25 protein-coding genes and 1 tRNA gene are annotated in these 24638 nt (G+C 62.9%); 5 read left to right on the plus strand and 21 right to left on the minus strand.

Annotation, left to right across the window (positions count from 1 at the left end):
• The first annotated feature begins 34 nt into the window (after positions 1-34).
• Together CAF70_RS13840 and CAF70_RS13845 are read left to right on the plus strand one after the other, a co-directional pair.
• Complete coding sequence (locus tag CAF70_RS13840; protein WP_085625309.1) at positions 35-1090, plus strand: HlyD family secretion protein; 1056 nt, start codon at positions 35-37, stop codon at positions 1088-1090.
• Complete coding sequence (locus CAF70_RS13845) at positions 1080-2630, plus strand: MDR family MFS transporter (RefSeq protein ID WP_085625310.1); 1551 nt, start codon at positions 1080-1082, stop codon at positions 2628-2630. The genes CAF70_RS13840 and CAF70_RS13845 overlap by 11 nt, the downstream gene beginning before the upstream one ends.
• Before the next feature lie 127 nt (positions 2631-2757).
• Here the strand turns inward: CAF70_RS13845 and uvrB are convergent, their stop codons facing one another.
• Positions 2758-4773 carry an excinuclease ABC subunit UvrB gene (gene uvrB / locus CAF70_RS13850; protein WP_085625311.1) on the minus strand — a complete coding sequence of 672 codons (2016 nt, stop codon included), beginning with the start codon at positions 4771-4773 and terminating at the stop codon, positions 2758-2760.
• Positions 4774-5060: 287 nt separating this feature from the next.
• Here uvrB and CAF70_RS13855 point away from each other — a divergent pair, with 287 nt between their 5' ends.
• Positions 5061-6257: an amino acid aminotransferase gene (locus CAF70_RS13855; protein ID WP_085625312.1), complete on the plus strand. Its 1197-nt coding sequence runs from the start codon at positions 5061-5063 to the stop codon at positions 6255-6257.
• 62 nt (positions 6258-6319) lie between these two features.
• A tRNA-Asn gene (locus CAF70_RS13860) sits at positions 6320-6395 on the plus strand.
• Between the two features lie 58 nt (positions 6396-6453).
• Here CAF70_RS13860 and CAF70_RS13865 read toward each other — a convergent pair.
• The 17 genes from CAF70_RS13865 to CAF70_RS13945 all read right to left on the minus strand — a co-directional run bounded on the left by CAF70_RS13865 (position 6454) and on the right by CAF70_RS13945 (position 20541).
• The gene (locus CAF70_RS13865) at positions 6454-6855 is read right to left on the minus strand and encodes a cupin domain-containing protein (RefSeq protein ID WP_085625313.1); all 402 of its coding nucleotides are present in this window, start codon (positions 6853-6855) and stop codon (positions 6454-6456) included.
• Between the two features lie 218 nt (positions 6856-7073).
• Positions 7074-7634, minus strand: a complete 561-nt coding sequence (locus CAF70_RS13870) for a DUF1285 domain-containing protein (RefSeq protein WP_085625314.1) — start codon at positions 7632-7634, stop codon at positions 7074-7076.
• Between the two features lie 10 nt (positions 7635-7644).
• Complete coding sequence (locus CAF70_RS13875; protein ID WP_085625315.1) at positions 7645-8250, minus strand: DUF4823 domain-containing protein; 606 nt, start codon at positions 8248-8250, stop codon at positions 7645-7647.
• 66 nt (positions 8251-8316) lie between these two features.
• Positions 8317-9285 (minus strand): GTP 3',8-cyclase MoaA, encoded by a 969-nt coding sequence (locus tag CAF70_RS13880; protein ID WP_085625316.1) that lies wholly within the window; start codon positions 9283-9285, stop codon positions 8317-8319.
• A 208-nt stretch (positions 9286-9493) separates the two neighbouring features.
• On the minus strand, positions 9494-10129 hold the full coding sequence (locus CAF70_RS13885; RefSeq protein ID WP_003260720.1) for a TetR/AcrR family transcriptional regulator: 636 nt from the start codon (positions 10127-10129) through the stop codon (positions 9494-9496).
• 399 nt (positions 10130-10528) lie between these two features.
• Positions 10529-11311 carry a TatD family hydrolase gene (locus CAF70_RS13890; protein ID WP_085625317.1) on the minus strand — a complete coding sequence of 261 codons (783 nt, stop codon included), beginning with the start codon at positions 11309-11311 and terminating at the stop codon, positions 10529-10531.
• Between the two features lie 30 nt (positions 11312-11341).
• A complete protein-coding gene (locus tag CAF70_RS13895; protein WP_085625318.1) occupies positions 11342-12328 on the minus strand; it encodes a DNA polymerase III subunit delta' in 987 nt (328 codons plus the stop codon).
• Entirely contained in the window at positions 12321-12953 is a 633-nt protein-coding gene (gene tmk, locus CAF70_RS13900; protein WP_085625319.1) for a dTMP kinase, read from the minus strand. The genes CAF70_RS13895 and tmk overlap by 8 nt, the downstream gene beginning before the upstream one ends.
• A gap of 9 nt (positions 12954-12962) precedes the next feature.
• Complete coding sequence (gene mltG / locus CAF70_RS13905) at positions 12963-14165, minus strand: endolytic transglycosylase MltG (protein ID WP_085625320.1); 1203 nt, start codon at positions 14163-14165, stop codon at positions 12963-12965.
• 4 nt (positions 14166-14169) lie between these two features.
• Entirely contained in the window at positions 14170-14985 is an 816-nt protein-coding gene (pabC, locus tag CAF70_RS13910; RefSeq protein WP_085625321.1) for an aminodeoxychorismate lyase, read from the minus strand.
• Complete coding sequence (gene fabF, locus CAF70_RS13915) at positions 14985-16229, minus strand: beta-ketoacyl-ACP synthase II (protein ID WP_015269411.1); 1245 nt, start codon at positions 16227-16229, stop codon at positions 14985-14987. Before fabF ends, pabC begins: the two co-directional genes overlap by 1 nt.
• A gap of 189 nt (positions 16230-16418) precedes the next feature.
• On the minus strand, positions 16419-16655 hold the full coding sequence (gene acpP / locus CAF70_RS13920) for an acyl carrier protein (protein WP_016715141.1): 237 nt from the start codon (positions 16653-16655) through the stop codon (positions 16419-16421).
• A 202-nt stretch (positions 16656-16857) separates the two neighbouring features.
• Positions 16858-17598, minus strand: a complete 741-nt coding sequence (fabG, locus tag CAF70_RS13925) for a 3-oxoacyl-ACP reductase FabG (protein ID WP_003247160.1) — start codon at positions 17596-17598, stop codon at positions 16858-16860.
• A 15-nt stretch (positions 17599-17613) separates the two neighbouring features.
• Positions 17614-18552 (minus strand): ACP S-malonyltransferase, encoded by a 939-nt coding sequence (fabD, locus tag CAF70_RS13930; RefSeq protein WP_085625322.1) that lies wholly within the window; start codon positions 18550-18552, stop codon positions 17614-17616.
• A 251-nt stretch (positions 18553-18803) separates the two neighbouring features.
• Positions 18804-19814 carry a phosphate acyltransferase PlsX gene (plsX, locus tag CAF70_RS13935; RefSeq protein ID WP_085625323.1) on the minus strand — a complete coding sequence of 337 codons (1011 nt, stop codon included), beginning with the start codon at positions 19812-19814 and terminating at the stop codon, positions 18804-18806.
• Positions 19815-19817: 3 nt separating this feature from the next.
• Positions 19818-20000, minus strand: a complete 183-nt coding sequence (gene rpmF, locus CAF70_RS13940; protein ID WP_003247154.1) for a 50S ribosomal protein L32 — start codon at positions 19998-20000, stop codon at positions 19818-19820.
• A 13-nt stretch (positions 20001-20013) separates the two neighbouring features.
• Complete coding sequence (locus CAF70_RS13945; RefSeq protein WP_012313431.1) at positions 20014-20541, minus strand: YceD family protein; 528 nt, start codon at positions 20539-20541, stop codon at positions 20014-20016.
• A 95-nt stretch (positions 20542-20636) separates the two neighbouring features.
• On the opposite strand from CAF70_RS13945, the gene CAF70_RS13950 reads away from it, so the two are divergent.
• Positions 20637-21215: a nucleoside triphosphate pyrophosphatase gene (locus CAF70_RS13950; RefSeq protein ID WP_085625324.1), complete on the plus strand. Its 579-nt coding sequence runs from the start codon at positions 20637-20639 to the stop codon at positions 21213-21215.
• 73 nt (positions 21216-21288) lie between these two features.
• On the opposite strand, the gene sppA is transcribed toward CAF70_RS13950, so the two are convergent.
• The 3 genes from sppA to rluC are packed head-to-tail and all read right to left on the minus strand — an operon-like array spanning position 21289 to position 23919.
• Positions 21289-22278 carry a signal peptide peptidase SppA gene (gene sppA, locus CAF70_RS13955; protein ID WP_085625325.1) on the minus strand — a complete coding sequence of 330 codons (990 nt, stop codon included), beginning with the start codon at positions 22276-22278 and terminating at the stop codon, positions 21289-21291.
• A 6-nt stretch (positions 22279-22284) separates the two neighbouring features.
• Complete coding sequence (locus CAF70_RS13960; RefSeq protein WP_085625326.1) at positions 22285-22959, minus strand: HAD family hydrolase; 675 nt, start codon at positions 22957-22959, stop codon at positions 22285-22287.
• A gap of 3 nt (positions 22960-22962) precedes the next feature.
• The gene (rluC, locus tag CAF70_RS13965; protein ID WP_013971570.1) at positions 22963-23919 is read right to left on the minus strand and encodes a 23S rRNA pseudouridine(955/2504/2580) synthase RluC; all 957 of its coding nucleotides are present in this window, start codon (positions 23917-23919) and stop codon (positions 22963-22965) included.
• Between the last annotated feature and the right edge of the window lie 719 nt (positions 23920-24638).

A 24638-nucleotide genomic window follows, 5' to 3' on the forward strand; every position in this document is an offset into this window, starting at 1 on the left:
TAAATTTGTTTACATTTCTGGAACGATAGTCCCCATGCCTGCCCAACTCAAACGCCGCCTGCTGGTCTTCTTCACCCTGGTGGCCATCATCGCCCTCGCCTTCCTGGGCCACTGGTACTTCAAGGGCCGCTTCTACGAAAGCACCGACAACGCCTATGTACAGGGCGAGATCACGCGCATTTCCAGCCAGTTGAGCGCGCGCATAGACGAGGTCCGGGTCGAGGACAACCAGCACGTCAGCAAAGGCGACCTGCTGGTGCGCCTGGAGGCCGCCGACTTCGAACTGGCCGTGCAGCGCGCCCGTGCCGCCCTGGCCACCCGCGAAGCCGAACACGTGCAGGCGCAAAGCCGCCTGACCCAGCAAGCCAGCCTGATCGCTGCCGGCCAGGCCCAGGTGGCGGCCAACCAGGCCACCTTCGACCGCTCACGCCTGGACCTGAACCGTGCCGAGAAGCTGCGCAAGCCAGGGTTCATATCGGAAGAACGGGTCACCACGCTGTCTGCGGACAGCCACGTCGCCGGCTCGCAGGTCGACAAGGCCCGTGCCGACCTGCAAAGCCAGCGCCAGCAGGTCAATGCACTGACCGCCGAGCTCAAACGCCTCGACGCGCAAATCAGCAACGCCCGCGCCGACCTGGCCCAGGCCGAACTGAACCTGACCCGCTGCGAAATCCGTGCACCGATCAGCGGCAGCATCGGCCAGCGCAACGCGCGCAATGGCCAGGTAGTACAGGCCGGTGCCTACCTGCTGTCGATCGTGCCGGATGAAGACATCTGGGTGCAGGCCAATTTCAAGGAAACCCAGATCGGCCGCATGCAGGCCGGCCAGCGTGCCGAACTGCTGTTCGACAGCTACCCCGACACGCCGATCGAAGGCCGGGTCGACAGCCTGTTCGCCGCCTCCGGCGCGCAGTTCAGCCTGCTGCCGCCCGATAACGCCACCGGCAATTTCACCAAGGTGGTACAGCGCATTCCGGTCAAGCTGACCTTCCGTGCCGACAACCCGCTGCACGGGCGCATCCGCCCCGGCATGTCGGTGACCGCCACCGTCGACCTGCGCAGCGAGAACGAAGGCCACAATGGCCGGTGACCAGCTGCTCAGGCCCACCGCGGAGCCAACCCGACGGGACTGGATAGCGGTAATGAGCGTGATGCTCGGCGCCTTCATGGCCGTGCTGGACATCCAGATCACCAACTCGTCGCTCAAGGATATCCAGGGCGCACTGTCGGCGACGCTGGAGGAAGGCTCGTGGATTTCCACCTCTTATCTGGTCGCGGAAATCATCATGATCCCGCTCACCGCCTGGCTGGTACAGCTGTTGTCGGCGCGGCGCCTGGCGGTGTGGGTTTCCGGCGGTTTCCTGCTGTCGTCGCTGTTGTGCTCGATGGCCTGGAACCTGGAGAGCATGATCCTGTTCCGCGCCCTGCAGGGTTTTACCGGCGGTGCACTGATCCCGCTGGCCTTCACCCTGACCCTGATCAAACTGCCCGAACACCACCGCGCCAAGGGCATGGCCATGTTCGCCATGACCGCCACCTTCGCGCCGTCCATCGGCCCGACCCTGGGCGGCTGGCTGACCGAGAACTGGGGCTGGGAATACATTTTCTACATCAATATCCCACCGGGCCTGGTGATGATCGCCGGCCTGCTGTACGGGCTGGAGAAGAAGGATGCGCATTGGGAGCTGCTGAAAAGTACCGATTACGCCGGCATCGTCACCCTGGGCCTGGGGCTGGGCTGCCTGCAGGTGTTCCTGGAAGAAGGCCACCGCAAGGACTGGCTGGAATCGCAGCTGATCGTCAGCCTGGGCAGCATCGCCCTGGTCAGCCTGATCACCTTCGTGATCCTGCAGTTTTCCAAGCCACATCCGCTGATCAACCTGCGCATCCTTGGCAATCGCAACTTTGGCCTGTCGAGCATCGCCAGCCTGGGCATGGGGGTGGGCTTGTACGGGTCGATCTACCTGTTGCCGCTGTACCTGGCGCAGGTGCAGGGCTACAACGCCTTGCAGATCGGCGAGGTGATCATGTGGATGGGCATCCCGCAGCTGTTCCTGATCCCGCTGGTGCCGCTACTGATGAAAGTGGTATCGCCCAAGGTGTTGTGCGCCCTGGGCTTCTGCCTGTTCGGCGCCGCCAGTTTCGGCTCGGGGGTGCTCAACCCGGATTTTGCCGGACCGCAGTTCAACCATATCCAGATCATCCGTGCCATTGGCCAGCCAATGATCATGGTGACAATCTCGCTGATCGCCACGGCGTATATTCAGCCGCAGGATGCGGGTTCGGCGTCGAGCCTGTTCAATATTCTGCGCAATCTGGGCGGTGCGATCGGCATTGCACTGCTGGCTACCCTGCTGGATGCACGGACCAAGGTGTATTTCGATTACCTGAGGGAGTCGGTGGTGCCGAGCAACCCGCAGGTGGCGGAGCGGCTGGCGCAACTGGCGGAGCGGCTGGGCAATGACAATGCGGCGCTGGGCAAGTTGAGCGAGATCACTCACCAGCAGGCGTTGATAATGGCCTACAACGATGCGTTCCACTTTGTGGGGATCGGGTTGGCGGTGAGCATGGTGGCGGTGTTGTTGACCCGCAAGTTGCCAGAGGGGCTGAAAGCGGGAGAAGCACATTGAGGCTATTTCAGACTGCACGCGATCCCTGTGGGAGCGGGCGCGCCCGCGAACACCGGCGCAGCCGGTGCTAGCCACCGCGCTAAATTTTTCGCGGGCACGCCCGCTCCCACAGGGCCGGTGCCAGGCCTCAGCTGGTTATCAACCGCTCGCGCAGCTGGGCAATTTCGTCGCGCAACTGCGCCGCGGCTTCGAACTCCAGGTCGCGGGCGAACTGCATCATTTTCTCTTCCAGCTGCTTGATGCGCTTGGTGATCTCGCCCGGCGTACGCAGCTCGGCCTCGTAACGGGCGCTCTCCTCTGCGGCCTTGGCCATGCCCTTGCGCTTCTTGCTGCGCGCGCCAGGCACGGTGGCGCCTTCCATGATGTCGGTAATGTCCTTGACCACACCTTTGGGCACGATGCCATTGGCCTGGTTGAACGCGATCTGCTTCTCCCGACGGCGCTCGGTCTCGTCGATGGCGCGCTGCATGGAGCCGGTGATGTTGTCGGCATACAGGATGGCCCGGCCATTGAGGTTACGCGCCGCACGGCCGATAGTCTGGATCAGCGAGCGCTCGGAACGCAGGAAGCCTTCCTTGTCGGCATCGAGGATCGCCACCAGCGACACCTCCGGCATGTCCAGGCCCTCACGCAGCAGGTTGATACCCACCAGCACGTCGAAGGTGCCCAGGCGCAGGTCGCGGATGATCTCCACCCGCTCGACGGTATCGATATCCGAGTGCAGGTAGCGCACCCGCACATCGTGGTCCGCCAGGTAGTCGGTGAGGTCTTCGGCCATGCGCTTGGTCAGCGTGGTCGCCAGCACCCGCTCGCCCTCGGCCACGCGCTTGCGGATTTCCGACAGCAGATCGTCCACCTGGGTAAGTGCCGGGCGCACTTCTACCTGAGGGTCTACCAGCCCGGTCGGGCGCACTACCTGCTCCACCACGCGCCCGGCGTGCTCAGCCTCGTAGGGGCCCGGGGTGGCGGACACGAAGATGGTCTGCGGGCTGACATCTTCCCACTCGTCGAAACGCATCGGCCGGTTATCCAGTGCCGAAGGCAGGCGGAAGCCATATTCGACCAGGGTTTCCTTGCGCGAGCGGTCGCCCTTGTACATGGCGCCGACCTGCGGAACGCTGACGTGCGATTCGTCGATCACCAGCAGCGCATCGGGCGGCAGGTAGTCGTACAGGGTGGGCGGCGGCGCCCCGGCCGGGCGCCCCGACAGGTAGCGCGAGTAGTTCTCGATGCCGTTGCAGTAGCCCAGCTCCAGGATCATCTCCAGATCGAAGCGGGTGCGTTGCTCCAGACGCTGGGCTTCGACCAGCTTGTTGGCCTTCTGCAGGTATTCCAGGCGGTCCTTGAGTTCCTCCTTGATCCCCTCCACCGCCTCCAGCAGGGTCTCCCGCGGGGTGACGTAGTGGCTCTTGGGGTAGAACGTGAAACGCGGCAGCTTACGGAAGACCTCGCCGGTCAGCGGGTCGAAGGCGGCGATGTTCTCTACTTCATCATCGAACAGCTCGATGCGAATGGCCTCGAGGTCCGATTCGGCCGGGAATATGTCGATCACATCGCCGCGCACGCGGAAGGTGGCACGGGCGAAGTCCATCTCGTTGCGCGTGTATTGCAGGTCGGCCAGGCGGCGCAGCAGCGCGCGCTGGTCGAGCTTGTCGCCACGGTCCACGTGCAGGACCATTTTCAGGTAGGTCTCGGGGCTACCCAGGCCGTAGATGCACGACACGGTGGTGACGATGATCGCGTCACGCCGCTCCAGCAGCGCCTTGGTCGCTGACAGGCGCATCTGCTCGATGTGGTCGTTGATCGAAGCGTCCTTCTCGATGAAGGTGTCGGACGACGGTACGTAGGCTTCAGGCTGGTAGTAGTCGTAGTAGGAAACGAAATACTCCACCGCATTGTTGGGGAAGAACGCCTTGAATTCGCCATACAGCTGCGCGGCGAGGGTTTTGTTCGGCGCCAGCACCAGGGTCGGGCGTTGCACCTGCTGGATGACGTTGGCGATGCTGAAGGTCTTGCCCGAGCCGGTCACCCCGAGCAGTGTCTGGTGCGACAGCCCTGCCTCGATACCTTCGACCATCTGGCGGATGGCTTCGGGCTGGTCGCCGGCCGGCTGGAAACGGGTGACGAGCTGGAACTCGGACATGACGGACCTCGCGGTGCTGCAGCAACTGTAAATTTAGCCAGTAGTCTATACCCAAATGCGCTTGTCGGGTGGCCCTTTCAAGGCACGGCTGTGAGCGCTTGTTACGGTGGACCCGCCAATTAGACCAATGGTCGAAAAATATTTGCGCAAATAGCCGGAAAAGGCGCGTCAGAGTGTCGCCGTGACCGGTCGGTATCACTATACTGACTCCCCGTTTGTGCACCGCTTCAGTGCATTCGGCTGGAGCGTGTACGTCCTATCACTCTCCAATCAGAGCCGAAGTAACAATGAGCCTGTTTTCCGCTGTCGAGCTGGCACCCCGCGACCCTATCCTGGGCCTCAACGAAGCATTCAACGCCGACCCACGTACCGACAAGGTCAACCTGGGCGTGGGCGTGTACTGCAATGAGGAAGGCCGCATTCCGCTGCTGCGCGCCGTGATCGAAGCCGAGACCCAGCGTGCCGCCCAGCACGCCTCGCGCGGCTACTTGCCGATCGACGGTATCGCCACTTACGACCAGGCTGTACAAAAACTGCTGTTCGGCGCCGAGTCGCCACTGCTGGCCGCCGGCCGCGTGGTTACCGTGCAGGCCGTCGGCGGTACCGGCGCACTGAAGATCGGCGCCGACTTCCTCAAGCGCATTTCGCCTAATGCAGTGGTTGCGATCAGCGACCCGAGCTGGGAAAACCACCGCGCGCTGTTCGAATCGGCCGGCTTCCCGGTGCAGAACTACCGCTACTACGACGCGCCGACCAACGACGTCAACCGCGCCGGCATGCTCGAAGACCTGAACAACCTCCCGTCCGGCTCGATCGTGGTACTGCACGCCTGCTGCCACAACCCGACCGGCGTCGACCTGAGCCTGGATGACTGGAAAAACGTCCTGGAAGTGGTCAAGGCCAAGGGCCACGTGCCGTTCCTCGACATGGCCTACCAGGGCTTCGGTGACGGCATTGCCGAAGACGCCTTCGCCGTGCGCCTGTTCGCCGAGTCGGGCCTGGAGTTCTTCGTGTCCAGCTCGTTCTCCAAGTCGTTCTCGCTGTACGGCGAGCGCGTCGGTGCGCTGTCGATCGTCACCGCCTCCAAGGACGAGAGCACCCGCGTGCTGTCGCAGGTCAAGCGCGTGATCCGCACCACCTACTCCAACCCGCCGACCCACGGTGCAACCATCGTTGCCACCGTGCTGAACAGCGCCGAACTGCGCCAGATGTGGGAAACCGAGCTGGCCGAAATGCGCGAGCGCATCCACGGCATGCGCAAGCAGATGGTTTCGCTGCTGGCCGAATATGGCGCCAACCGCGATTTCAGCTTCGTTGGCCGCCAGGTCGGCATGTTCTCGTACTCGGGCCTGACCGTTGAACAGGTCGCCCGCCTGAAAAACGAGTTCGGCATCTATGCCCTGGACACCGGCCGCATCGCCGTGGCCGCGCTGAACCAGAGCAACATCCACGTAGTGACCAAAGCTATCGTGCAGGTGCTGTAACTCATTGTTTTGCCTAGGGGTGGCTTGACTTCCCCTGGGCAATCAGTAAGATACGCACAGATTCCGCGATAGCTCAGTCGGTAGAGCAAATGACTGTTAATCATTGGGTCCCTGGTTCGAGTCCAGGTCGCGGAGCCAAACACTGAGAAAGCCCCCGGATGCGCAAGCAACCGGGGGCTTTTTCGTTGCGTCGGGCTTATTGAGCCAGCGGCTCGGTCACCGGCCTGCCCTCGTCCACCAGACTCCAGACCAGCAGCTTGGCCGGCCGGGCCTTGCTGGCGTTGCGTGACACGCTGTGTACGGTACCCGGCGCTTCGTACCAGTATTCGCCTGCCTTGTAGGTGTTTTCCTGCTCATCGTTGAGCTTCGATACCACTGCCCCTTCCAGTACGTAGGCCATTACCGCGCCTGGGTGCCGATGTGCGGGTGATGCCTGGCCAGGGGCATAGCTTACGGTGAGCATAACGGCGTTCTTGCCGGGGGCGTTCGAGGGTTGTTGCTGCTGCAGCACCTTGACTTGGTCGGCAGCATCGCCGTGCGCCCAGGCAGGGGTTTGAGCGGCGAACAGGGCGAAAAGGATGATGCTAAAGGGTTTCATGGGGGCCTCTCCTGGATGGCAATTGCCTGCAGGTTAGGCCTGTGGGGCAGAGAGACAAATGACCAATTCGGGGAAAAACCAAGAGGCCGATCATTGCCTGTGCCGGCTCTTTCGCGGGTAAACCCGCTCCCACAAGGAACAGCGCAGCCGTTGAAACCTGCGGAGAACCCTGTGGGAGCGGGTTCACCCGCGAAGAGGCCAGCACTGGCAACACAATTTCAGCTGCTACGCCCGATCGGGTAAAACTCGCCCTGGCTCCACACCCCAAGCCACTCTTCCCCTTCGATCTCGCGCGGCACCGCCAGCTCCGCCAACTGGTAGAACACATTGCGATGAATCAGCGCCTCAAGGTTGCTGCGCATCAGCACATACGGCGATGGCTCCTGCGTGACCGGGTCGATCATCACGCGCAGCGGGTTGGCCGGCCCGGCCTCGACCTGGTCCTCGACATTGCTGGTGAAACGCAGCACCTGCTGCTCACCTTCCCCCACCACATCCAGCGTTACCGCAACGAACGGCGCATCGTCGACGCGGATGCCCACCTTCTCTACCGGAGTGATCAGGAAGTAGTCATCGCCATCGCGGCGGATGATGGTGGAAAACAGCCGCACCATCGGCTTGCGACCGATCGGGGTACCCAGGTAGTACCAGGTGCCATCACGGGCGATGCGCATGTCGATGTCACCGCAGAAGTCCGGGTTCCACAGATGCACCGGCGGCAGGCCCTTGGCCTTGGGGATCTGCGCCAGAAGATCACTGGCCTTGGCGGAATCGCTCATCACCCTTGCCTCATTCACTCATACCCAGAAGGCTACGAGCGTACTCGCGCATTGGCGCGCCAAGCAAATCCTCCGGGGTGTTATCGTGGAACGTCAACAAACCGCCACGGCTCTTGATACGCGCAGTGTCGATCAGGTAGCGGGTGCTGGTTTCGATGAGCATCATCTGCACTACGCCGGTGTCCCAGCCCAGGCGGTCGACTGCCTGTTCGTCATACCACTCGTCGCCATTGCCGATACGGTCGTCGGTGCGCGCGAAGCGGGTGTACAGCACGTAGTCGGCACCCACCGAACGCGCCTGGGCGATGGCCTCTTCGAGGCCGAGTGGCCCTTGGGCGCGGCGTACCAGCGGGAAATACTCGACGAAGCTCTTGTAGGCCTGCTCGGCCACCGCGTTCTGCCGCGGCACCGGCCCCTTGCCCGGGGGCACGAATGCGCCCTGGCCGATGAAGATGAACGAATCAGGCTGCAGGCGGATCGACAGGGTGCGACGGGTATCGCTGTGGTCCAGCAGGCCAGCATCGCTCAGGTGATAACGAACGCCCTCGCCCATGTCGCTGACATTCATGCAACCGCCCAGCGCCATCAGCGCCAGCAGCAAAACCAGGCTACGCATCTTTCCTCCAGTGGCCGGCGACGAAAAACCGGCGAATAGCCGGCGGATGCAGCTTTTGCGCCAGCTTCAGCCGCCGATCACCTTCATCACCATCACATCGCCGGAAAACGCCATGTCCTGCTTGTCTGCCAAGGCCTTGACCAGCAAGCGCTGCAGGGCCGGCAGTGCCTGATGGCGCGGTTTTTCCAGCAGGTCGCCGACGAAATGGCGATTGCCCGACGACAGGCAGCCATGCAGCCAGCCCGTGGAAGACAGGCGCAGCCGCGAACAGGTGCGGCAGAACGGCGCGCTTTCGTTGGCGATCACGCCGAAGTGGCCTTTGCCGGGTACCTGATAACGCAAGGCGGTGGCGTCCAGCGGAGCATCGACCTGAACGTAGGCATACTTGCCAGCGATCAGTGCGAGCAGTTGGTCGAGGCCGACGAACTGCTGCAGGAAGGCGTTTTGGTCACGGGCAAGATGGCCCATGCGCATGAGTTCGATGAAGCGCAGTTCGAAGCCGCGCTCAAGGCAATAATCCAGCAGCGGCAGCACCTGATCCAGGTTGTGCCCGCGCATAGGCACCATGTTCACCTTGATCTGCATGCCCATGGCGCTGGCCTGCGCCATACCCTCCAGCACGCTGGCCAGGTCGCCGCCCCGGGCGATACGACGGAAGGCTTGTGAGTCGAGGGTGTCGAGGGAAACGTTCAATCGGCGGATACCTGCCACCTGCAACTGGGGCAACTTCCGCGCCAGCAGCTGACCATTGGTAGTCAGCGAGATATCGTCAAGGTCGAGCCTGGCCACGGCGGCCAGGAAGGCATCCAGGCGCGGACTGACCAATGGCTCACCGCCGGTGATGCGCAAGCGCTCGATGCCAGCGGCTTCGATCAGGTAGGCCACGCCACGAGCCAGGGCATCCGCTGGCAGTTCGTCCTGTGCTGCCACCAGGCGCTTGCCGTCTGGCACGCAATAGGTGCAGGCATAATTACAGGCAGCCGTCAGGCTGACGCGCAGGTTGCGAAAACGCCTGCCTTGACGATCGACGATCATGAATGACTCCGGCATGGATGATGGGGCTGGCAAAACCTGACTCATAAATCAGGTTTTTGCAAGCCCTGTACATCGCCGAGACAGCTAGGAGCAGCCTCGTGCTGCGAAAGGGCCGGTACAACCATGCAGACGTGTGCTGGCGGTACTGGCACTTCCGCAGCACAAGGCTGCTCCTACAGGTACTGCGTATTGCCTGAACGCGGATGCTTCAGTTCGAAGGTTCCGGGTCGCGCTTGCGCTTGTTGCCCATGCGCACACCAATGTCCATCAGGAACTGGAAGAAGCCTTCCTGATCCTCCAGCACATTGCTCCAGAACGGCGAGTGGTACAGCGCCACGGCACCATGCACCAGCGCCCAGGCGGCGCAATAGTGGAAGTACGGCGGTACGTCTTCGAGCTTGCCTTCGCTGATACGGCCCTTGATCAGCTGGGTCAGGCGGTCGAAGTTGGAGGCACGGATACTGTGCAGCTGTTCGACCATTTCCGGTACCTGGTTGCCCTTGACCACCTTTTCTTCCAGGCGGTCGAACAGCCGGTAACGCTGCGGGTCGCGCATGCGGAACTCGAAGTAGGCTCGCGACAGGGCTTCCTTGTCGCGGTCGACGTCGGCCGAATGCAACAGCGCGTTCAAGTCACGCTCATAGTCGAGCATCAGGCGCAGGTAGATCTCCGCCTTGGACTTGAAGTGCTTGTAGATCGTGCCTTTGCCGATGCCCACGGCGTCAGCGATCATCTCGACGGTGACGCTGTCTTCACCCTGCTCGAGAAACAGTTTGAGCGCGGTGTCGAGGATTTCCTGTTCGCGGCGGCGAAACTCACGGACCTTACGAGGTTCTTTCTGCATAGGAAGGACTGGATGACAATCGAAGCGGTTTATTATGCCTAACTTGCGGGAAATTGCACGGATCATCCAAGCATGTCTGTGTTTCATGATGCTTACGGCCATGCGCTGCGGGAGGAATGAAACGTTGGCGTATTCCAAATCTGTTTAAAAAACGATCAATATGCACTGGCACTGCGCCAAACCTGACCAATACTTGAAGTGTTGGCGCGGCGCATCCCCCCCAAGTGGCGCGCCGATAAAGGTGCTCAGGGACCGCGTACCTTTGTTTTACTCCTAATGGTCTTAACCCGGATTCCCCCCCCAGAACCCGGGTTTTTTTTGTGGGTTTCGGAGGGCGAGGGCGCCGCATGGATTGTGGCAGGCACTGGTAGCCGTCACACAACCCCTACACTTTCGGACTCAGCCCACCCGCGCCAACGGGAACAAGCGCTTGAAGTTGGCAGTGGTCTGTTCGGCCAACTGCTCATAGCTGGCCCCTCGCAACGAAGCCACATACTCTGCCACCTCACGCACATACTGCGGCAAATTCGGCTTGCCCCGATGCGGAATCGGCGCCAGATATGGCGAATCCGTTTCCACCAGCAAACGATCGACCGGCACCTGCCGCGCCACTTCACGCAGGGCATCGGCATTGCGGAAGGTAACGATGCCAGACAACGAAATGTAATACCCCAGATCCAGCGCCGCCTTGGCCATGTCCCAGTCTTCGGTGAAGCAGTGCAGCACGCCGGCCTGCGGCAGGTTGGCCTCGCGCAGCAGCGCCAGGGTATCGGCACGCGCCGCACGGGTGTGCACGATCACCGGCTTGCCGGTCTGCCGCGAGGCCTCCAGGTGCAGGCGGAACGAGGCTTGCTGTAACTCGGCTGCTTCCGGCTCATAGTGGTAATCCAGCCCGGTTTCACCAATCGCCACCACATGCGGGTGAGCCAGCTCGCGCAGCAGCCATTCCAGCGCCGGCGTTTCGCCCGGCGCCAGGTCCAGCGGGTGCACGCCCACCGAGCAATCAACATCGGCGTAGCGCTCGCTCAGCGCCTTCACCGCACCAGCGTTCTCGGCACTGACGCCAATACACAGGAAATGCCCGACCCCGCGCTCACGCGCCGCCTGCAAGGCAGCATCGAGTGAGCCCTGGTGGGCGTTCAGGTCCAGACGGTCGAGGTGGCAATGGGAATCTACGAGCATGGGATAACGGCACACATGAAAAAATGAAAATCAGCGGGCGCCCGGCAGTTGCAGCCAGTGGGCCAGCAACGATTCAAGCAGCAGGGCGCGGTTGAGGTTGGCCTTGCCCAGCACCTTCTGGCGCTGTTCCAGGATCCACGCCTGCACCTCCAGCACCTTGGCCTGACGACTCTTCTGCGCCAGGTACTGCACCACCTTGCGCATATCGGCCAAGCCTAGCCCCTCCTCGTCCTGGGTCAATTGATAGCGCAGGATCAGGTGCGCCCAATCGCAGAACCAGTCGAACAGCAGCAACAGCGGCACAGCGCTCCAGGCATCGGCCAGCTGGCTGGGCGATTGCTGCTGCTTGAGCAGCTTCTTCACCCCATCAGTGACCAGTGCGCGCTGCTCGCGCACGCCTTGCGCCCGCAAGCTGAGCGCCATCAGCGGTGAACCGGCAGCCAGGGTCAGCAACTCGTCGCGCTCGGCTTCGTCGCTGTCGGGCAGCGCGCCGGCCAGCCAGGCCTGGCTCTGGGCCAGGCTGGGCTGCGGGCAGGCGACCTGCTGGCAGCGGCTCTTGATGGTCGGCAACAGGCGGCTGGGCTGGTGAGTGACCAGCAGCAACACGGTATCGCCGGAAGGCTCTTCGAGGCTCTTGAGCAGGGCGTTGGAGGCATTGATGTTCATCGCCTCCACCGGCTCGATCAGCACCACCTTGCGCCCACCCAGCTGCGCGGTCTGCACCACGAAAGTCACCAGCTCGCGCACCTGGTCGACCTTGATCGGCTTATCGGCTTCTTCGGGCTCGAGGACGAAGTTGTCCGGGTGGCTACCGGCCTTGAGCAGCAGGCAGGACTTGCACCCGCCACAGGCCTCCAGGCCTTGTGGGTGCTGGCACAGCAGGCGGGCCATCAGGCGCTCGGCCAGGGCCCGCTTGCCAATACCCTGCGGGCCATGCAGCAGGTAGGCGTGAGCGTGCTGGCTACGGCCGGCCAGTTGCTGCCAGAGGGCCTGCTGCCAGGGGTAGGCCTCAGCCACGGCAACGCTCCACAATGCCAGGCAGCAGCGTGTCGATGGCGTGCTGCACAGCCTGCAGCGGCTGGGCGGCATCGAGCAGGGTATAGCGCTGTGGTTCGCGGCCGGCGCGCTGCAGGTAGGCTTGGCGCACCGCTTCGAAGAACGCCTGGCCTTCCTGCTCGAAACGGTCCAGACGGCCCCGGGCGGCGGCCCGGGCCAGGCCCACTTCAACCGGCAGGTCGAAGACCAGGGTCAGGTCCGGGCGCAGGTCGCCCTGGACGAATTGCTCAAGGGTAGCGATACGTTCGACCGGCAAACCGCGCCCACCGCCCTGGTAGGCGTATGTGGCATCGGTAAACCTGTCACACAACACAACGGCCCCGCGGGCCAGCGCCGGCCGGATCACCTGCGCCAGGTGCTGGGCACGCGCAGCGAACACCAGCAACAGCTCGGTGTCGGCCGCCATGCTTTCATCGCTGGGCGCCAGCAGCAGCTCACGCACCTTCTCGGCCAGCGGCGTACCGCCGGGCTCTCGGGTGAGCACCACGTCCAGCCCCTGCTCGCGCAGGCGCGCAGCCAGGTAGTCGCGGTTGGTGCTCTTGCCCGCGCCTTCGGGGCCTTCCAAAGTAATAAACAAGCCGCTCACAGGCAGTCCTTAATGTTGTTCGTCAGGCATCGGCCGCTCGGCCGCTTGCGCGCCGCCGGCAGGGGCGTCCTGCACAGGCGGCTGGTCGGGCGCTGGCTGCGCAGTAGACTCATCGGCAGGCGCCTCGCGCTGCTCGGCCTCGTCGGCATCTGGTTGTGGCTGTGTCTCTGGCTGCGATTGCGGCGCGGGGCTGGAGCGGTAGTCCGCACGGCGCTTGAGCTGGAACTCTCGCACTGCAGAGTTATGGTCGTCGAGGTCGTCGGAAAACACATGGCTGCCATCGCCACGGGCGACGAAATACAGGCTGGTGCCATCGGACGGGTTGAGCGCCGCGTGAATCGCCTCGCGGCCGACCATGGCAATCGGGGTCGGCGGCAGACCGGTCATGGTGTAGGTGTTGTACGGCGTCGGTTCGCGCAGGTCGGCGCGGGTGATCCTGCCGTTGTAACGCTCACCCATGCCATAGATTACCGTCGGGTCGGTCTGCAGCATCATGCCCAGGCGCAGGCGCCTTACGAAAACGCCTGCAATCTGCCCACGCTCCTGGGGAATGCCAGTCTCCTTCTCCACCAGCGAGGCCATGATCAACGCCTGGTACGGGTCACGGTAAGGCAGGTCGGTGGTGCGCTCGGCCCACTCCTTGGCCAGCACTTCATCCAGGCGCATGTAGGCCTGCTGCAGCAACTCGACGTCGCTCATGCCGCGCACGAAGCGGTAGGTGTCCGGGAAAAAGCGGCCCTCAGGGAACACGCCGGTATGGCCGAGCTTGTCCATCACTTCCGAATCGGACAGGCCATCCAGGGTGTGCTTGATCTTTTCATGCTTGGCCACGACCGAGCGCACCTGGCGGAAGGTCCAGCCTTCGACCAGGGTCAGGTTGTACTGCACCACATCGGCCCGACGCCAGGCATCGAACAGCTGCTCCACGGTCATGCCGGGGGTCAGGCGGTACTCGCCGGTGTGCAGGGGGGTGCCGGCCATGTTGAAGCGCCAGTAAAGGCGCAACCAGACGGCGTCGTCGAGCAGCCCTTCGCTCTGCATGCGATAGAACATGCGGTTGGGGGTAGTGCCATTGGGCACGTCGAGCAGGCGCTCCTGCGTCACGTGCAGGGGCTGCTCCAGGACCGAGTTGACCTTCCAGGCCGACCAGCCCACGGCAAGGCCGGCGAGGATCAAGCCCATTTCCAGCAGCAGCAGGAATTTACGTCTCACGAATTCAGGTTTCCAGTAGCGTACGGGCAACGGCCTGCAGTTTACGGGTGAGCGGGCCCGCCGACCAGTTTAGCGCGGCAACGCCACGCACGGGCCAGACACCGTAGACGCTATTGCAAACAAATACTTCATCTGCCTGCTCCAGCGCGTCGAACGGCAGGTCGCCGACCTGCACCGGGATGCCCTGCAGCGCTGCCTGTTCCAGCAACGCAGCCCGCATCACGCCAGCGACGCCACAGCGGCTGAGGTCGGCCGTGAACAACACGCCATCGCGCACCAGGAACAGATTGCTGTACACCCCTTCGATCACCCTGCCCTGCCCGTCACGCATCAGGCCTTCGGCATGTTCGCTGTCCTGCCATTCGGCACGGGCCAGTACCTGCTCCAGGCGGTTGAGGTGTTTGAGGCCAGCCAACAGCGGTTGTTCCCCAAGCCGCGTCTGGCAAGGGAACAGACGTACACCGTGCTCGGCATGTTCGACAGGATAGCTGGGCAATGGGCTGCCCTGCAGGATACGCCGCGGCGCGGCACCGACAACCGGCGCGTAACCGCGCTGGCTGTCGCCACGGGTAATGATGAGTTTGGCTACGCCATCACCGAGCTGGCTGGCATAGCGCAGGAGTTCGTCGCGCACCAGCGCCAGGTCGGCGCTGATCGCCAGGCGCTGGCACCCTAGCGCCAGGCGTGCGAGATGGCCGTCCAGCAGGCTGGGCCGGCCGCCGCGCACGGCGATGGTCTCGAACAGGCCATCGCCGTAGGCCAGCCCGCGGTTCTGCAGGTTGATTGCAGCCGCCGGCTGGCCATCGATCCAGCTGTGCATCAACCGGCGAACCGGCGGAATACCAGCGAACCGTTGGTGCCGCCAAAGCCGAACGAGTTGGACAGCACCACGTCGATCGGCATGCTGCGAGCCTGGTGCGGGACGAAGTCGAGGTCGCAGCCTTCGTCCGGCTCATCCAGGTTGATGGTGGGCGGCGCCATCTGGCTGTTGATCGCCAGCACGCTGAAGATCGCTTCCACGGCACCGGCGGCGCCCAGCAGGTGGCCAGTCATCGACTTGGTCGAGCTGACCGCCAGCTTGTAGGCATGCTCACCGAATACGCGCTTGATCGCGGCCACTTCGGCCACATCGCCCGCCGGGGTCGAGGTGCCGTGGGCGTTGATGTAGCTGACCTCTTCCGGCTGGATGCCGGCATCGCGCAGGGCGTTGGCCATGCAGCGGGCAGCGCCTTCGCCGGTGTCCGGTGGCGAGGTCATATGATAGGCATCACCGCTCATGCCGAAGCCGACCAGCTCGGCATAGATGGTTGCGCCGCGGGCCTTGGCATGCTCCAGCTCTTCGAGCACCAGGGCACCGGCACCGTCGGACAGCACGAAGCCGTCGCGGCCCTTGTCCCACGGGCGGCTGGCCCGGGTAGGCTCGTCGTTGCGGGTGGACAGGGCGCGAGAAGCACCGAAGCCGCCCATGCCCAGGCCGCAGGCGGCCATTTCAGCGCCGCCAGCGATCATCACATCGGCTTCACCGTAGGCGATGTTGCGCGCGGCCATGCCGATGCAGTGGGTACCCGTGGTGCAGGCAGTGGCGATGGCGTAGTTCGGCCCTTGCAGCCCCAAGTGGATCGACAGGAAGCCGGAGATCATGTTGATGATCGAGCCTGGCACGAAGAACGGCGAAATACGACGCGGCCCCGAATCGTGCAGGGTGCGGCTGGTTTCTTCGATGTTGGTCAGGCCACCGATACCCGAGCCCATGGCCACGCCAATACGCTGGCGGTTGGCGTCGGTAACTTCCAGGCCGGCATTACGCACTGCCTGGAAACCGGCCGCCAGGCCGTACTGGATGAACAGGTCGAGCTTGCGGGCCTCTTTGGCCGACAGGTATTGCTCGACCTCGAAGCCTTTCACCGAGCCGCCAAAACGGGTGGAGTAGGCAGACAGGTCCGTATGTTCGATCGGACCGATGCCACTGCGGCCAGCCAGAATGCCCTGCCAGGTGCTCGGTACATCGGTACCCAGTGGCGACAGCATACCCATACCGGTGACCACGACGCGTCTACGCGACACAGTACTCTCCTTTTTCTAATCACAGAGTTTCTTGCCATTGCATTACAAGCAATGGAATGAAATGGCAACAAGCTCTTGGAGCTCGGGTCAACGAGCCGACTGCAAAACACAGGGCGCTCGCAAAGAAAAAACCGCACGCCGGCAAAGGCAGTGCGGTTTTTCCCGACAAGAAGCGTCGACTAAAGCGTCTTAGGCCTGGTGGGCTTTGACGTAGTCTACGGCAGCTTGAACGGTAGTGATCTTCTCGGCTTCTTCGTCAGGGATTTCGGTCTCGAATTCCTCTTCCAGAGCCATCACCAGCTCAACGGTGTCAAGCGAATCGGCACCCAGGTCATCGACGAAGGACTTCTCGAGAGTCACTTCCTCTTCCTTGACGCCCAGTTGCTCGGCGACGATTTTCTTGACGCGTTCTTCGATGTTGCTCATACCTAGGTTTACTCCTAATGGATATATGTCAGGCAGCTGGCCGGTGGCTAATTTTATAGAAAGACGTTCGCTTTTCAAGCTAAACGCACCTTCCCACCAGTCACCACACCCGCTGCCTGGAATCTGGTTGCAGCTTTATAACGGATTTTAGGCTCGCAGTATGACTCTTTTTTTACGAAATCCGTCACATTGAGTTGCAATGTTACATGTACATCCCGCCGTTGACCGGCACGGTGGCGCCGGTTACGTAGGCTGCGCCGTCGGATGCCAGGAACGAAACCACCTTGGCGATTTCGTCAGCCTGGCCCAGGCGGCCCAGCGGGATCTGGGTCTGCAGGGCTTCGCGCTGCGCTTCCGGCAGCTCGCGGGTCATATCGGTGTCGATGAAGCCCGGGGTCACCGAGTTGACGGTGATGCCACGCGAGCCAACTTCACGCGCCAGGGCGCGGCTGAAGCCTTCCAGGCCGGCCTTGGCGGCCGCGTAGTTGGCCTGGCCGGCGTTACCCATGGCGCCGACGACCGAGCCGATGCTGATGATACGACCCCAACGTGCCTTGGTCATGCCACGCAGCACGCCCTTGGACAGACGGTAGAGGCTGTTCAGGTTGGTATCGATCACATCGAACCACTCGTCATCCTTCATGCGCAGCATGAGGTTGTCGCGGGTGATACCGGCGTTGTTGACCAGGATGGCCGGCGCGCCGAACTGCTCGCCGATGGCGGCCAGTACAGCTTCAACCGATTCGGCGCTGGTCACGTTCAGCTCCATGCCGGTGCCAGTGATGCCGTGTTCTTTCAGGGTTGCAGCAATGCGCTCGGCGCCGGAAGCCGAAGTGGCGGTGCCGATCACGGTCGCGCCCTGGCGGCCCAGTTCGAGGGCGATGGCCTGGCCAATGCCACGGCTGGCGCCGGTGACCAGTGCAACTTTACCTTGCAGGCTCATGCAAGCTTCTCCAAATCAGGCCAGTGCCGCACGGGCGGCGGCGACGGCGTCAGGGGTATTGAGGTTGTAGGTGGTCACGCCATCGGCGCAACGCTTGTTCAGGCCAGCCAGCACCTTGCCCGGGCCGCACTCGACCAGGTTGACGGCACCGTTGGCGGCCAGGGTCTGCACGCATTCGACCCAGCGCACAGGCTGATACAGCTGCGCCAGCAAGTCGTGCTTGAGGGCATCGAGGCCAGCGGCAACGGCAGCGGTGACGTTCTGCACCACAGGAATTTGCGGGGCGTGCCATTCGATGGCATTGACCGACTCGGCAAAGCGCTCGGCAGCCGGCTTCATCAGCGCGCAGTGCGACGGCACACTGACCGCCAGCGGCAGGGCGCGCTTGGCACCCTTGGCCTTGCACAGCTCGATGGCGCGGTCTACCGCAGCCTTGTTGCCGGCGATGACCACCTGGCCAGGCGAGTTGAAGTTGACGGCGCTGACCACCTGGTCTTCAGCCGCTTCGGCGCAAATCTCAACGACTACGGCGTCGTCCAGGCCGAGAATGGCAGCCATGGCGCCATGGCCTGCCGGGACCGCCTCCTGCATCAGTTGCCCGCGGCGCTCGACCAGGCGGACGGCGTCCTTCAGGCTGATGCTGCCGGCAGCGACCAGGGCGCTGTATTCGCCCAGGCTGTGACCGGACACGAAGGCCGGCGTGGCGCCACCCTCTTCCAGCCACAGGCGCCACAGCGCGATGGACGCGGTGAGGATGGCCGGCTGGGTCTTGTCGGTCTGGTTGAGTTGCTCTTCCGGGCCTTCCTGGACCAGCTTCCACAGGTCGTAACCGAGCGCCTCGGACGCTTCCTTGAAGGTTTCGATGATCACTGGCTTCTCGGCGCCGAGCTCGGCGAGCATGCCCAGCGACTGGGAACCTTGACCGGGAAAGACGAATGCGAGAGATGCAGACATTGAACAAGCCCTTATGATCTTGTCGTCGGATAGGGTGCGCCAGGCCCTGAGCCAGGCGCGGAATCTGAAAGCTTGGATGGAGACGGAACCTAAGCGGTCACATTTAAGCACTTCATCGGCGATATGCCTAAGGTCTTTGTTTACCTGTACCGACCCCTTCGCGGGCTTGCCCGCTCCCACAGATACCCCACAATCTTCAGCCCTGTGGCAATCCTGTGGGAGCGGGCAAGCCCGCGAAGGGGCCGACACAGCTACAGGAGCAAATCCTCCAACCGCCCATGCAAACGCTGCGGCAGGTTCTCCTGAATCTCGATCAACGCCCGCTGGATGGCACTCTGGAAGCCCTGCACCCCCGCCGAGCCATGGCTTTTGATGACGATGCCCTGCAACCCCAGGAAGCTCGCACCATTGTGCCGCGCCGGCGCCAGGTCGGCCTGCAGGCGCTTGAGCAGTGGCATGGCCACGGCCCCGGCTACCCGCGACAACACGCCGCCCTTGAACAACTGCTCGATGCGCACGCCGATCATGGTCGCCAGCCCCTCGCTGGACTTGAGCAGGATGTTGCCGACGAACCCGTCGCACACCACCACATCGGCTTCGCCGCGATACAACCCGTCACCTTCGACGAAGCCTATGTAGTTGAGCCCGCGAGCGCTCTGCAACAGGCTGGCCGCCAGCTTGACCTGCTGGTTGCCCTTGATGTCTTCGGTACCGATATTCAACAGCGCCACACGCGGCCGCTGCACACCCAGGGCCTGAGCGGCCACCGAGCCCATCACGGCGAACTGGTAGAGGTTCTCGGCGCTGCAGTCGACATTGGCACCCAGGTCGAGCAACTGGCAGTAGCCGGTCTGGGTCGGGATCGCCGCCACCATCGCCGGCCGGTCGATACCCGGCAGCGTCTTCAGCACGAAACGCGACAGCGCCATCAAGGCCCCGGTATTGCCGGCACTGACGCAGGCCTGGGCCTTGCCGTCGCGTACCAGTTCGAGGGCGATGCGCATCGACGAGTCCGGCTTGCCGCGCAGCGCCTGGGATGGCCGCTCGTCCATGCCGACCACCTCGCTGGCGGCCACGATTTGCAGGCGCGCGCGATCCGCAGCTGCAAGGCCACTGACCAGATCTTCAAGGAGGGAGGGTTGACCGACGAGGGTCAGGTGCAGCGAGGGGGTAGCCGAAAGGCAGGCAATGCTAGCCTGAACAATGCTGCGGGGACCGAAGTCCCCGCCCATTGCGTCGATCGCGATGATCTGAGCGGACAAGGATTACTCGTCAGCGCCCTTGTCGACCACTTTGCGACCACGATATACGCCTTCTGGCGAAACGTGGTGGCGCAGGTGTACTTCACCGGTGGTTTTCTCTACCGACAGCGCGTTTTCCGACAGGGCGTCGTGCGAACGGCGCATGTCACGGGCAGAGCGGGATTTTTTGTTCTGCTGAACAGCCATAATTGATTAACTCCTAAACGTTTGGGTCACGCTTTAACTGCGCCAAAACACTGAACGGGTTGGACCGCGATACCTCGTCCTTGCTCGATTCGGGCTCGTCTGCGCCCGCCGGCTGCTGGCATTCTTCCGGATGGTGAGCAGGCACGATTGGCAAGGCGAGCAGAAGCTCCTCCTCGATCAATGCCTGCAGATCCAAAGGATCTTCGCCCAGTTCCAGCACGTCATAGCCTTTCGGCAACGACTGGGTATTCGCACCCTCCTTCACCACCGCGTATGTACATTCGCTGTGGATCGGCAGGGTGACCAGCTCAAGACAACGCTGGCAAACCATCTTGACCTCGACGTCCAGCTCGCTGTGGATAACCACCACGTGCTGTTCATCTCGTTCAAAATCGAACTTCGCCTGCACCGTACCGACATTGTCGGAAAGCGGGTCGCAGAGTCTTTCCAAATCAGCGAGTTGCAGCGAACCGTTAAGGGTTACGCCACGATCGGCTAATTTGCGCGGGTCAACGTGAGGTGGAATCGGGTCATTCAACATAGGCGCAGCATTCTAGGGATGCCCCCCGCCCCTGTCAAAGGAAATTGGCAGCATCGTGCGTGATAGAATTTGTTCAACTGATTCAGGAGTCTACCATGCTTCCTCTGTTACTGGCTTCCAGCTCTGCCTATCGCCGCGAACTGCTCGCGCGCCTGCGCCTGCCCTTCACCTGGGCAAGCCCCGACATAGACGAGCGGCGCCTGGATGACGAACCGGCGGTGGACCTGGTGCGCCGGCTGGCCAGGCAAAAAGCCGAGGCCCTGGCGGGCAGCCACGCCGGGTACCTGATTATCGGCTCGGACCAGGTTGCGGTACTGGGCGAGCAGGTACTGGGCAAGCCTCACACCTTCGAGCGGGCCTGCGAGCAGCTGCTGGAGTGCAGCGGGCAGCAGGTGAGCTTCCTGACCGGGCTGGCATTGCTGAACAGCGCCACCGGGCAGTGCCAGGTGGACTGCGTGCCGTTTACCGTGACCTTGCGCGAGCTGGATCGGGAGCGAGTGGAGCGCTATGTGACGGCAGAACAGCCGCTGGACTGCGCCGGCAGCTTCAAGGCGGAGGGACTGGGGGTGAGTTTGTTCCAGAGCACGCATGGGTGCGATGCGACCAGCCTGATCGGGCTGCCGCTGATTAGACTGGTGGATATGTTGACTAAGGAAGGGGTGGTGATTCCGTGAGTTTTGGGACCGCGCAGCGGCCCTTCGCGGGCACGCCCGCGAAGGGGCGCAAAGCGCCCCCGGCAATCCCGGATCAGCGCAACTGCGGCCCCTGGAACCCCATCCACATCGCCAGGCGCTCGGCCACGCTGGCCCCTACGCGCTTGGAGAAGCGATCCAGTGCCGACTCTTGCACGGTGAAGTCCACCAAGTCCTTCTCGCCCACAATTTCACGCGCCACGTAGCTGGCACTGCCCAACCCATCCACCAGGCCTAATTCCTTGGCCTGCTCACCCGACCACACCAGGCCACTGAACAGTTCCGGGTGCTCCTTGTCCTTCAGGCGCTCGCCCCGCCCCTGCTTGACCATGGCAATGAACTGCTGGTGCGTGGTATTCAGTACGCCCTGCCAGAACGCCGTCTCTTCCGGCTTCTGCGGCGAGAACGGATCGAGGAAGGCCTTGTGCTCGCCGGCAGTGTAGGTACGCCGCTCCACACCCAGCTTTTCCATGGTACCGACAAAGCCATAACCAGCCGCTGTCACGCCAATCGAGCCCACCAGGCTGGCCTTGTCGGCATAGATCTCGTCCGCCGCACTGGCGATGTAATAGGCACCGGAAGCACCCAGGTCAGCAATCACCGCATACAGCTTGATCGCCGGGTATTCGGCGCGCAGGCGGCGGATTTCGTCATACACGTAACCCGACTGCACCGGGCTGCCACCCGGGCTGTTGATGCGCATCACCACAGCCTTGGTCTTGCTGTCCTTGAACGCCTCACGCAAGCTCTTGATGATATTGTCGGCGCTGGCGGGCTCCTGGTCGGCAATCATTCCGCGCACCTCGACCAGTGCGGTATGGCTGACACTGCGCGATGCGGCCTTGTCCATGTCCATCAAGGGTGTGAACAAGGCCAGGATGCCGAACAGGTAGACGAAGGTCAGCAACTTGAAGAAGATCCCCCAGCGCCGCGCCCGGCGCTGCTCCTGTACACCCGCCAGCAGGGTCTTTTCCAGCAGCTTCCAGCTTTTGCGCTCTTCGCGCTCCTCGGGTTCGGCCTCGGGGGCTTTCCATTCGTCTGCCATGCTTACCTACCTTGGAAATGGAATTGCGGAACCACCCAGCCACTCACGCAACTGGGAAAAATGATCGATGCACACCTGTGGACCAAATTCGGCCAACGCCTGTAGCGACATGGCACCATAGCCCACGGCCACCGAATGCATGCCGGCATTGCTGGCCATTTGCAAGTCGAATGCCGAATCGCCAACCATCAGCGCACGCCCTGGTTCGACACCGCAATGGCCAAGGATTTCCTCTAGCATCCGCGGGTGCGGCTTGCCGCGGGTCTCGTCAGCGGCGCGAGTGATGTCGAAGAACTGCTCCCAGCCATTGGCCTTGAGCACCCGGTCCAGCCCCCGGCGCGCCTTGCCGGTGGCCACCGCCAGGCGGTACCCCTCGGCACGGAACGCATCCAGCGACTCGACCACACCCTCGAACAACGGTGAGGGCTGCTGGTCCAGGGCCATATAGATATCGGCATAGTGCTGACGAAAGCTGTCGACCTGCGCAGGCGCCAGGTGCGGGTACAGGGTGTGGATCGCCTCGCCCAGGGCCAGGCCGATGATGCCCTTGATCGCACCCTCGCTGCTTTGCGCCTCACCGGCACGCTCGGCGGCGGCGTTCATGGCCTCGACGATACGCCCGATCGAGTCGGCCAAGGTGCCGTCCCAGTCGAAGATCAGTAGCTCATAGCCTTTTTTCATAGGTCAGGACGCACTCAGCCGTTCAACGGTTTTCGCCCACACTTCATCCACCGGCGCCTCGAGCTTCAGCTCGCCACCGTCCGGCAGCGGCACGGTAAGCGCGTAGGCATGCAGGAACAGGCGCTTGCCGCCCAGGTCGCGGATTTCGCGGCTGAAATCTTCGTCGCCATACTTGCTGTCGCCGGCAATCATGTGCCCGGCATGCAAGGTGTGCACTCGGATCTGGTGGGTGCGACCGGTGATCGGGCGCGCCTCGACAATGGTGGCGAACTCGCCAAAGCGGCGCAGCACGCGGAACAGGGTCAGCGCCTCCTTGCCCTCGTCATTCACCTCGACCATGCGCTCGCCGGAGCGCAGGTTGCTCTTGAGCAACGGCGCGCTGACCTGCTTCTTCGAAGTCGGCCAGTGGCCGCGAACCAGCGCCATGTAGCGCTTGTCGACACCATCACCGCGCAGCGCGGCGTGCAGGTGGCGCAGCATGCTGCGCTTCTTGGCGATCATCAGCAGGCCAGAGGTGTCACGGTCCAGGCGGTGCACCAGCTCCAGCTCCTTGGCGTCCGGGCGCAACTGGCGCAGCGCCTCGATCACGCCGAAGCTCAGGCCGCTGCCGCCATGCACGGCGATGCCGGCCGGCTTGTTCATCACGATCAGCGCCTTGTCTTCGTAGACGATGGCCGCTTCCAGACGCTGCAGCAGGCCCTGGGCCACCGGTGCCGGTTCGTCACGTTCCGGCAGACGAACGGGCGGGACCCGCACGATATCGCCGGCCTGGATCTTGTACTCTGGCTTGACGCGCCCCTTGTTGACCCGTACTTCACCCTTGCGCAGGATGCGGTAGACCAAGGTCTTGGGCACGCCCTTGAGGGCCGTGATAAGGAAATTGTCGATGCGTTGGCCGGCAAGCTCCGGCGCGACTTCGATCAGCTGAACGCCGGAAGTCGGAGGGGTATTGGTCGTCATGGCGGGATCATAACAATTTTTTATGGAATTGAAGCACTTAATCATTGCTGCTATAGTCGCGAACGCCGCCAAAAGCGGCAGGCCAGCGGCACCAGGCTCCTAGCCGGCCCCTGACCAACGCAATTCTCCAGGACGCGAGGCCGTCCTACGGGGTGTTCGCCAGTTTACCGAATTGCCTGGAATCGCCACCAGCGCCGTGTAGAGAAGACCGAAAAAAAACGACAAGTGCGGTGTTTCACCTGCTTACCCGATTCTTTTCGCTGCACCTCTGCCCGCCCCGTCGCTTCCACGCAACGCCCGGCGAATGCTTCGGAAATACCTGCCTTGGACATGAATGGCGCCAGCGCAGAATCTGCGCTGGCGAAAAATGCAACCCGTTGCGGATTCAGCGCGCGGCAGCACCCGAATTATCAGGGATACGTGCAGGGTGGAGATGCACAGCCCTCGGACCGTGTAGCACCGCGTCCGGCCCACCAGCCCACTGAACGGCTGGCGAGCGGATAAGGTCCTGAACAGATGCCCCCGGGCGTCCACGGCTGACGGTTGATTCCTCCTCCTGACTGAGTGCACAAGGCCCGCTTGGTTGATTCGGATTCCAATTCGAAGCCACCGGGGCCTTGTTGGCACCGCAGCAAACAGGACGCGTCGTCGCGACAACGGCAGGCTGGGCAACCGGCTGGTGCCGAACGTCGCTCGACACGGGGGTGGCCTGGCCACCC

This window comes from Pseudomonas sp. B19(2017) (genome assembly GCF_002113165.1).
Classification (GTDB): domain Bacteria; phylum Pseudomonadota; class Gammaproteobacteria; order Pseudomonadales; family Pseudomonadaceae; genus Aquipseudomonas.

Coding starts and splice junctions, on each gene's coding strand:
- CAF70_RS13840 (WP_085625309.1), top strand. CDS start 35: ATGCCTGCCCAACTCAAACGCCGCCTGCTGGTCTTCTTCACCCTGGTG.
- CAF70_RS13845 (WP_085625310.1), top strand. CDS start 1,080: ATGGCCGGTGACCAGCTGCTCAGGCCCACCGCGGAGCCAACCCGACGG.
- uvrB (WP_085625311.1), bottom strand. CDS start 4,773: ATGTCCGAGTTCCAGCTCGTCACCCGTTTCCAGCCGGCCGGCGACCAG.
- CAF70_RS13855 (WP_085625312.1), top strand. CDS start 5,061: ATGAGCCTGTTTTCCGCTGTCGAGCTGGCACCCCGCGACCCTATCCTG.
- CAF70_RS13865 (WP_085625313.1), bottom strand. CDS start 6,855: ATGAAACCCTTTAGCATCATCCTTTTCGCCCTGTTCGCCGCTCAAACC.
- CAF70_RS13870 (WP_085625314.1), bottom strand. CDS start 7,634: ATGAGCGATTCCGCCAAGGCCAGTGATCTTCTGGCGCAGATCCCCAAG.
- CAF70_RS13875 (WP_085625315.1), bottom strand. CDS start 8,250: ATGCGTAGCCTGGTTTTGCTGCTGGCGCTGATGGCGCTGGGCGGTTGC.
- CAF70_RS13880 (WP_085625316.1), bottom strand. CDS start 9,285: ATGATCGTCGATCGTCAAGGCAGGCGTTTTCGCAACCTGCGCGTCAGC.
- CAF70_RS13885 (WP_003260720.1), bottom strand. CDS start 10,129: ATGCAGAAAGAACCTCGTAAGGTCCGTGAGTTTCGCCGCCGCGAACAG.
- CAF70_RS13890 (WP_085625317.1), bottom strand. CDS start 11,311: ATGCTCGTAGATTCCCATTGCCACCTCGACCGTCTGGACCTGAACGCC.
- pabC (WP_085625321.1), bottom strand. CDS start 14,985: ATGCACAGCTGGATCGATGGCCAGCCGGCGGCTGCAATCAACCTGCAG.
- acpP (WP_016715141.1), bottom strand. CDS start 16,655: ATGAGCAACATCGAAGAACGCGTCAAGAAAATCGTCGCCGAGCAACTG.
- fabG (WP_003247160.1), bottom strand. CDS start 17,598: ATGAGCCTGCAAGGTAAAGTTGCACTGGTCACCGGCGCCAGCCGTGGC.
- fabD (WP_085625322.1), bottom strand. CDS start 18,552: ATGTCTGCATCTCTCGCATTCGTCTTTCCCGGTCAAGGTTCCCAGTCG.
- rpmF (WP_003247154.1), bottom strand. CDS start 20,000: ATGGCTGTTCAGCAGAACAAAAAATCCCGCTCTGCCCGTGACATGCGC.
- CAF70_RS13945 (WP_012313431.1), bottom strand. CDS start 20,541: ATGTTGAATGACCCGATTCCACCTCACGTTGACCCGCGCAAATTAGCC.
- CAF70_RS13950 (WP_085625324.1), top strand. CDS start 20,637: ATGCTTCCTCTGTTACTGGCTTCCAGCTCTGCCTATCGCCGCGAACTG.
- sppA (WP_085625325.1), bottom strand. CDS start 22,278: ATGGCAGACGAATGGAAAGCCCCCGAGGCCGAACCCGAGGAGCGCGAA.
- CAF70_RS13960 (WP_085625326.1), bottom strand. CDS start 22,959: ATGAAAAAAGGCTATGAGCTACTGATCTTCGACTGGGACGGCACCTTG.
- rluC (WP_013971570.1), bottom strand. CDS start 23,919: ATGACGACCAATACCCCTCCGACTTCCGGCGTTCAGCTGATCGAAGTC.